The following is an 8,702-nucleotide window of genomic DNA, read 5'->3' on the forward strand; positions in this document are numbered from 1 at the left end:
ATCTAGACGACGCGATCGCAGCGGTGGAGCTGTCCCTGAGCGAAGAGGAAACGGTCCGGCTGGAGGCCCCGTACCGACCACACCAGATCGTCGGGCACTCGTGAGTGGGTGGTGCTCACCCCGCTGATCACCACGACATGACCCCGTACAGCAGCGCGCCGCTCACGGGTGTGCCGCTGCATATTGACTAACCACACTGTTGGCGATGCGTCCGCGTACTGCGATGGGTATGCCTTGAGTGCTTGCCCATCGGCGGATGGCGGAAGAGCGTTGGCGGGACAGCGCGCGTAGCCTTGCGGCTGTCGCGGCTAGCGAGTTCTTGCTGAGCTGCCTCGAAATCTTCGAGGCCAACGATCGATGGGTGGGCGGGTGCATCCGACCAGACCCAGAGGTCCTTGGGGTTCCAGCGAAGTTTGGTGTGGTGACCGAGAGCAACGTCGTCGACGTCGATGAGGACCTCGTCTTTGTGTTGCTTGTTCCATACCTGATAACCGGTGTAGCGGGGATTGGCCAGGATGGCGCGTACGGCACCCCTGGACCAGTCGGAGCCGGAGCGGTGCCGGTTGCGCTCAGGGTCGTGGGCGGATGGGCACGAAATGCCGGAGCAGGTCAGATGCTCAGCGATGGCGGCAAGTCTGACGCCGGCCAACGACATGGCGAAGATGGCTTGCACCACCTCAGCTGCGGTCGGGTCCAACCCGAGCTGCGAGGTCCAAGAGATCTGGTGAATCGGTTCGCAGTCTCGGTGTTATGCGAGTGAGAGCCACTGGACGCGGACGATGTAGACCTCGCGCTGTTGTTCCAGCACGATGTAGGTGACCAATCCGCCTTCGCCGAAGGGCATGATCCGGAGATTCCCTTCCGGCTTGGTTGGGTTGGATGGCCTGCCGGCCCAAGGGGCGATCTCCAACAGGGCAAGACTTCGGCAAGGTAACGGGTTGCATCGACCGGTAGAGCCGCGATCTGCTCTTGTGCGATGGGATCCGGCTCGGTGATCGAGTACACCTATGCCTGCACTCCACGCTCGGCGAGCAGTTCTCGCCAGGTCTTGTCGCCGCGGGGTATTGCTTGCCCGTGGTCGGCGAGGTCTTGTACGTGCGCGGCGTGCGTATACATGCGTTCGCGTCCTGCGCGGTCGTGCATGGAGTCGTGGGCGATCAGCCACCAGGTATGGAGGAACTCGTTCAGCTTGGCGAGATCGAGCGTGGCCCGCACTTCGTCCAAGGCCATCCGCAGACCCGCGTCGAAGGCCTCCCGATCCTGCGGCAGGGTCAACGCCTCGCGGATTGAACGCAAGCTCTTGTCCAGAACGGGTGTGCTCACGCTCGTCGGTTCGTGCGGCTGCGCGGTCATGAGGCAATCTCCCCTTTCGCAGGTCCGATTCAGAGATTACGCCACTGCGCCGACGTGAGGTGCGGGTTCGACGGGGGCCGGCCAAGTGATCAAGGCAGTGAGCTGGGCTGAGTCTGCGCCGGTTTCTCTGTCGTGTCCTTCTAGGAGTGGCCCTTCCGTTTCGCGAAGTCGTCCACCCCGAGCACGGTGACCTGCCCGAGCTCCGGGTCGGGCCGCGCTCGCGATGCTCAGACAAAGCACGTCACAGACGGATGCTCGTCAGTGAAGCACCGCAGCCGCTCCGGTCCTGCTCCCAGACGACGAACTCGGCGTGGCGGGCCAGGGTCCTGGCGTCGGTGTGGGATGGCTGATGGCGAGCCCGGCAAGAGCGATACGCAGGGTGGTTTCCGTTTCCTGCACGTTTGCCAGAAACGGAGACCATCATCGCAGCGCATTTCGCGAACCCGCGGCCTGGCAGGGATTCCAGGGTGTTGACAGCATCGCGATCACCTTATTACGGTCGGGTCCGTTATCTGATCAACAGGAGGTAACTCCGCACGGTCTGCCATTACAGGCGCGACCGTAATATCGAGATGCTTCGGGAGCCCCATGTCCTGGTCCCGCCGACTCCTCGCCCTCACCGCGGCCCTGCTCCTGCCAGGCTTGCCGGCCACCGTCCATGCCGAGTCCGTGACGTCGCGGTGCGGCCCTCCCCGGGAACCGATCACCTCGTTCGGTCCCGCCAGTGTCACCAACGCGCTGGGCAACGCCGAGTTCGTCGGCGACACCTTCTACACGGTCACCCGCGGCCTCTCGCCGAACGTCGTCGGCGCGTACGACGTCGCCGCCGACGAGGTGACCGCCCACCACGACATCCCCACCGGCATCGGCGCCTGGGCGATGACCAAGGTGGGCACCGACATCTACGTCGGCACCCACATCCCCTCCGACCTGTACAAACTGGACACGCTCAGCGGGCAGGTCACCAAGGTCGCCTCCTTCGAGGACCACTTCATCTGGAACATCACCGCTTCCCCCGACGGCAAGGTCTACCTCGGCATGTCGGAGACGGGCCGGGTGGTCGAGTACGACCCCGCCACCAGCGGCACCCGGGACCTCGGCGCCGCTGTCCCGGGCGAGCAGTACGTCCGCAGCATCGCCGCCGACGCCACCACGGTCTACGCGGGCGTCGGCAGCCACGCCCACCTCGTGGCCATCGACCGGGCCACCGGCGCCAAGCGGGAGATCAGCCCGCCCGAGCTGGCCTCCCGGGACTTCGTGGCCAGCATGACCATGAACGACACCCACCTGGCCATGGGCATCTCGTCGCAGGGCGAGCTGCTGGTCCTCAACAAGGCCGATCCGGGCGACTACCGGATCGCCGCGGCGCCCGGCGAGAAGTACGTCACCGCGGTTGCCTTCCTCGGCGAGTACGTCTACTTCACCGGCCGCCCCACCGGCACGCTGTACCGCTACCACCTGGAGACGGGCGCGGTCGAGGCGCTCGGGGTGCCGTACCCCGAGGCGGGGACGCAGGTCCTGCACGCGCACGACGGCAAGATCTGGGGCACCCAGGACGGCGCCGTCTTCGTCTACGACCCGGCCACCGGCGAGCTCGAGCACCGCAACCTCGTCGCCCGCGGCATGCGCGCCGGACCCGAGCAGCCGATGACCGTCTTCTCCGACGGCTCCTACGTCTACGTCCTCGGCAAGGGCGGCATGCAGGTCCACCGCGAAGGCGTCTCGCACCGCATCGGCATGCCCGGCGAGCCCAAGTCCATGGTGCAGGTGGACGGCCGCCTGTACTTGGGCGTCTACACCCAGGCCCTGCTGTACGGCCACGACCCGGGCACCGGTGAGGCGACCCGGCTGGCCGGGATCGGCAACCGGCAGGACCGGCCGCGGGACATGGCCTACGACGCGGACACCGGCCTGATCGTGATAGGCACCCAGCCGGAGCCCGGCCAGGCGAACGGGGCCCTGTCGCTCTACGACCCGGGCACCGGCGAGCTGGACGTGCGGCGCCCCGTCGTGCCGGACCAGAGCGTCTACTCCGTGGCCGCCGCGGACGGCACCGCCTACGTCGGCACCTACATCCAGGAGGGCTTCGGGCTGCCGCCCAAGACGTCCACCGCCCGGCTCGCCGCCTACGACCTGCGCGAACGCGAGCTGCTCTGGCAGATCGAGCCGGTGCCGGGCGCGACCTACATCGCCGACGTCGTACGCCATCGCGGGCGCCTCTACGGGGTGACGGACACAGGCGTGCTCTTCGAGGTGGACCCGGTGCGCAGGCAGGTGACCAGGACCGCGAAGGTCGGCGGCTTCGGTGGCGACCTGGCGATCCAGGGCGGGCGGCTGTACGGGATCTCCGGCGAGGTGGTCAGCAGAGGCGACCGGGTCTACCGGATGGATCTGCGTACCTTCACCGCCCGCACCCTCGCCGACGGGCTGGCCGGCGACTGGTTCGACGGCGCCAAGCTCGCCGCCGAGCCCGGCGGCTGCGGCCTCTACACCCTGCGCGGACGCGACCTCGTCCGGATCGACACCCGCCTCGCCCCGCCGACCGACACGACAAGGAACTGAGCATGCGCCTGACCACGATCTTGTTATCGGCCCTGTTACTCCTCACCGCCGCCCCTGCGGCGTTCGCGCAGGACGAGCCGCAACCGCCCGCCGGCACGGTCACCGACTTCGGTGTCCAGTCGACGGCGCTCACGGTGCACGAGGGCTTCTTCGGCACCGACGCGACCGGGCGCCGCGTCGTCTACAGCGTCCAGATGGGCACGCCCGGCGTGGTGGCCGTGGTCGATCCCGTGACCCGCGAGCGCCTGCACACGGCGGAGATGCCCGACTCGTCCGGCGGCTGGGCCATCACGCAGGCGTCCGACGGCGCCGTCTACGCGGGCAGCTACCCCAACGCGCACCTCTACCGCTACGACCCCGCCGGCAAGGAGATGACCGACCTGGGCGCCCCGGTGGCGGGCGCGACCGTGCTGTACGGATTCCAGCCGGGCGAGGACGGCAAGATCTACGGTGGCGCGTACCCGGGCGCGCACGCCTTCTCGTACTCGCCCGCCGAGGGCTTCCGCGACCTGGGCGCCATGTCCGAGGGCGAGCAGTACGTCATCGACGTCGCCGTCGATCCTGGGCGCGAGGTGCTCTGGGCGGCCATCGGCACCGGCGGTCACCTCATCAGGATGGACCTGCGGACCGGCGAGAAGCGCGACATCTGGCCGGAGGAACTGCGCGGCGACCCCAACCACCCGTACGACATCAACCTCGTCGGCGGCAGACTCTTCGTCAAGCGCAGCAAGCTGCAGGCACTGGTGCTGGACCCCGACACCGGCGCCGTGCTCGCCGACGACTTCACCATGAGCTCCCGCGGCACCACCCGGCTCGCCGACGGCGACTACGTCTACTTCACCTCGGGTACCGCCCTGTGGCGCTACGACCTCACCACCGACACCCCCGAGCCGGTGCCCGGCCCCGTCGTCGCGGGTGGCCCCGGCGTGGGATGGGGCTCGGTGGACGGGAAGCTCTACGGCCTGATCGGCAACTACTACGGCGACGCGCTCTCCTACGATCCCGCCACCGGCGCCTCCCAGCGGTTCAAGCTGCCCTTCCCGGCCCAGCCGATCGACATCAACAACGTCAGCGCCGGCCAGGACGGCAAGATCTACACCAACCTCTACATCAACGGGAACGTCACCACGCTGGATCCCGCCGCCGGGACGGTGACCGATCTGGGCCGCGTCGCCCAGACCGACGGGTGGTTCTGGCACGAGGGCAAGATGTACCTCGGCACGTATCCCAACGGCGCAATCATGATCTACGACCCGGCCCAGCCGTTCCGGTCCGGCACCAACCCGCGCGAGCTGTTCCGCCTCATCGGCGAGGGCCAGAACCGACCGCACGCCTTCGCCACCGCCAGTGGCAGGCTGTACATCGGCACCACCCCCGACTACGGCCTGTGGGGCGGCGCCCTCACGGTCTACGACTACGCCACGGGCGAGCACACCGTGACCCGCGCCCCCGTCGCCGACCAGGGCGTGATCTCCCTCCTCGTACGGGGCGGCACCCTGTGGGGCGGCACCACCGTCAACGGCGGAGGCGGCACCGCCCCCAAGGCCGACGACGCCAAGCTCTTCACGTACGACCTGGCCACCGGCACGAAGACGGCCGAGTACACCCCCGTGCCCGGAGCCGACTCGATCACCTCGATCGTCGAGGGTCCCGACGGCATGATCTGGGGCCTGGCCGACGCCGTACTGTTCGTCCTCGACCCCGGCACCGCCCAGGTGAAGCAGCGCGTCCAGCTCCCGGACACCGAGTACAGCGGCGTCCAGGACGAACTGCACGTCAACCCGGACGAGCACGTCTACGCCTCCATAGACGGCCGCCTGTTCCGCGTCGACCCCCTCTCCAAGGAGGTCACGCTCCTGCGCGAGACCGGCACCTACCGCTCGACGCAGGACAGTGCGGGCAACCTCTGGTTCCGCAGTGGCGTCAAGCAGCCGAACAGGTCCGTCCAGGGAGGTGCCCGGCTCCTCCGCTACGTCCCGCCCGCCGATGCCTGCGCCGGCTCCGACCTGTCGCCGAACGTGACGATCAAGAATATCGGTAGTGGCGTCACCAACCGCTACCGGCCGGACGGCTGCACGCTGGAGGACCTGATCAAGGACGAGGAGCGCTCAGGCCCGACTCTCATCGGGCACGTGGCCAAGGTCGTCGGCGCGCTCGTCGCCGCGAAGGCCCTCACCGCCGCCGAAGCCACGAAGATCCTGCACGCCACCATCGAGGCCGCTGGGAGCTGATCGCGTAGAAGGCGTCGCGGCCAGCGAGCGGGCGGGCCGTGCCCGCACCGCTGCCGCGGCGGCCTTCGCCTGTCTTTCCGGGGCTTCTCACACGAGCTTCGGGATCTTTGCGCAGCTCAGGCAAGCGCTTCCTTCGTCGCGGATCTTGAGCAATATGCCTGTACCGCTTCAAAACTCGTACACGTGGTTTGAGCTGGTGTTTCGTCGGATCTGTTATGCGGCCCAGTGGTACTCGTTGATGGCTCCGCTGAGCACCTTCCGGCGCTGAATCCGGCCTTCCAGCGGCACCACGACGTCCTCGTCTTGATCGGGTGGGCGTTGTTGGCGGGACTGGTGCGGGCGGTGCGCGTTGTAGTGCTCGGCGTACTCGTTCAGGGCCGATCGAAGGTGGCGTTCGTCGTAGATCAGCATCTGGTCGGTGTATTCGGCTCGGACGGTGCGGATCCAGCGTTCGGCGTAGCAGTTGGCTCGGGGTGTCCACGGCGGAGTCTTCATCGCCGTGACACCAGCCCCGGAAAAGATCTCATCGAAGACGGCGGTGAACTTGGTATCCCGGTCACGGATGAGGAACCGGAACGGGGTGGCCCTGTGCCCGAGATCCATGAGCAGGTTGCGGGCCTGTTGGGCCGTCCAGGCGCCGGTGGGATGGGCGGTTACGCCCAGGATGTGAACGCGTCGTGTTTCTACCTCCATGACGAACAATACGTACAGGCCTTTCAAGAAGATCGTGTCGATGTGGAAGAAGTCGCAGGCGAGCAGTCCTTTCGCTTGCAGCCGTAGAAACGTCCGCCAAGAGGTGTCGAGGCTTCGTGGCGCCGGCCGGTGTCGGCGTGAACGCAGGATCCGTCGCACGGTCGCTTCGCTAACCTGCAAGCCGAGGCGAACCAGTTCACCATGTACCCGCCGATACCCCCACCTGGGGTTCTCGTGGGCCAGACGGAGGACCAGATCCTGGATCTCCTTGCTTGTTCCGGGACGGCCAGTGCGGTGGGGGTAGGTCCACGCGCGTTTGATCAAACGCCGATGCCAGGCCAATAGGGTGCTTGGGGTGACCAGTCGGTGAGCTCGCAGCGCCGTCGGCAGGAAACGGGCCAACGCCGCCAGGACCGCTCGATCGGCCCAGTCCGGCTTCGGCCGGACGATCTGCCGTCTCAACACGGCAACCTCATGCCGGAGCACCATGATCTCGGCATCTTTGGACGCCTGACCACGCCCCAGCAACACCAGCCAGCCAAACACTCGAATCAAGGTCACATACAGCAGACGCACCGGCACAGACCGCGATCTTGCCCGCGCGGCCTCTGGAGGTCAAAGCCGCAGATCAGGCGCCACCCCATGAGTTATGAAGCGGTACAGGTGGATGTGCTGCTCAAGGTCTACGCCAGATGCATCGACGGCCAACGCGAGGCGGCCAACCAAAGGATCTTGGACGCGCTGTCGTCATAGGATGCGGAACACAGGGCCTCGGGACAAGTCCCGGGGTCCTTTCGCTTGGTACGACCTGCGGAACGTGCCGAGATCCATTCCGCGTATATTCCGCGACGGGTGGCATACGGCTGCTCCAGCCTGCATGTGGCTGCCTGGCCGCTGAGCGTGCGAATCCGTGAAATCCCTGCTCAAGCCAGGGATGCGGTGGTGGTGTGAGTAGGGCGGGTGGGACTTGAACCCACGACCCACGGATTATGAGAATCCTCGGTACGTGTCGATCAGTGTCATCGGGTGCCATTTTGTGCGGTTGCAGCCATGATTGTCCATGCCATAATGTCGGCCAGTGGTGTGGTGTGCCGTGTTGTACCCCGTACACGCGAGCAACCATCGAGCAACCGTGGGGCCTTGACCATCGGCAATATGTGTCATTTGTTCCCCGTTTGGCGTGGTCGCTGGCCGACCTGGGCGCCGGTGATCAGTGCGGGCGAGCAGCCACGGAGCAGTCTCTCTACCGGGGCTTTGGAGGTTCTCCTGAGGCTGTTCAGCGCTACGGTACATAGGACTACGCATAACTGCGGAGAACGGCTCACTGGACGGCCGCTCTGAACTCGGAGTGGATGATCTACTTCTCCACTCCGAGACATCCTCTTAGGATCCGGAATTACTTGTGACGATTGTTTCGTCGCCGTCGCGCCAGTGGTCGGTGTGTCGAGTCGGCTGGCCGACGCGCGCGATTAGATACGACGGCGGTGGCCAAGCCGATGATCGGAGCCGCAAGACCGAGGGCGGTCTCAATGATTGCCAACCAGTGCTGCATCTGATCTCCATTGTGCTGACGGTCAACGGCTCCGGCAGGGGCCGTTGCGGACGAGATCAGAGCATCAGCACCGCAGGATCTCCGGCTACAGTTGCGGACGAAGTCGGAATTATCAGGGTCGGACGTCCAGGTCAACCGGCCATCGCGCTGCGGTGATGATATTGCAGCCGGAGATCCGGATGCGTCCGGAAGGCTTTCCGCCTGCGGCGCGGGCCGCCTCCGCAGGATCCTCGAAGGTAAGAACTGAGTGCCCACTGATCCGCGCATCACTTCTGGTGATCTATCTGCACCTGCGGTAGTCTCCGAGGCAC

5 protein-coding genes and 1 pseudogene are annotated in these 8,702 nt (G+C 66.5%); 2 read left to right on the forward strand and 4 right to left on the reverse strand.

Translation table 11 applies throughout. The features are described 5' to 3' along the window. Positions 1-162: 162 nt before the first annotated feature. From V5E28_RS49990 to V5E28_RS48355, 3 genes and pseudogenes are all read right to left on the reverse strand, one after another. A complete protein-coding gene (locus V5E28_RS49990) occupies positions 163-375 on the reverse strand; it encodes an Lsr2 family DNA-binding protein (protein ID WP_442946011.1) in 213 nt (70 codons plus the stop codon). Further along, positions 317-697: pseudogene (locus V5E28_RS48350) on the reverse strand (recombinase family protein); the annotation flags it as partial. The gene V5E28_RS49990 and the pseudogene V5E28_RS48350, both read right to left, overlap by 59 nt. A 308-nt stretch (positions 698-1,005) precedes the next feature. Further along, positions 1,006-1,353, reverse strand: coding sequence for a DUF6247 family protein (locus tag V5E28_RS48355; protein WP_336217073.1), 348 nt, complete (start codon positions 1,351-1,353; stop codon positions 1,006-1,008). A gap of 588 nt (positions 1,354-1,941) precedes the next feature. Between V5E28_RS48355 and V5E28_RS48360 the strand changes: the two genes are divergently transcribed. Further along, the gene (locus V5E28_RS48360) at positions 1,942-3,915 is read left to right on the forward strand and encodes a PQQ-binding-like beta-propeller repeat protein (RefSeq protein WP_336217074.1); all 1,974 of its coding nucleotides are present in this window, start codon (positions 1,942-1,944) and stop codon (positions 3,913-3,915) included. 2 nt (positions 3,916-3,917) lie between these two features. Further along, the gene (locus V5E28_RS48365; protein WP_336217075.1) at positions 3,918-6,146 is read left to right on the forward strand and encodes a hypothetical protein; all 2,229 of its coding nucleotides are present in this window, start codon (positions 3,918-3,920) and stop codon (positions 6,144-6,146) included. Between the two features lie 213 nt (positions 6,147-6,359). Here the strand turns inward: V5E28_RS48365 and V5E28_RS48370 are convergent, their stop codons facing one another. Continuing rightward, positions 6,360-7,421 carry an integrase core domain-containing protein gene (locus V5E28_RS48370; RefSeq protein ID WP_336217076.1) on the reverse strand — a complete coding sequence of 354 codons (1,062 nt, stop codon included), beginning with the start codon at positions 7,419-7,421 and terminating at the stop codon, positions 6,360-6,362. Positions 7,422-8,702 lie beyond the last annotated feature (1,281 nt).

The organism is Nonomuraea sp. LPB2021202275-12-8 (assembly GCF_037044575.1).
GTDB lineage: Bacteria > Actinomycetota > Actinomycetes > Streptosporangiales > Streptosporangiaceae > Nonomuraea.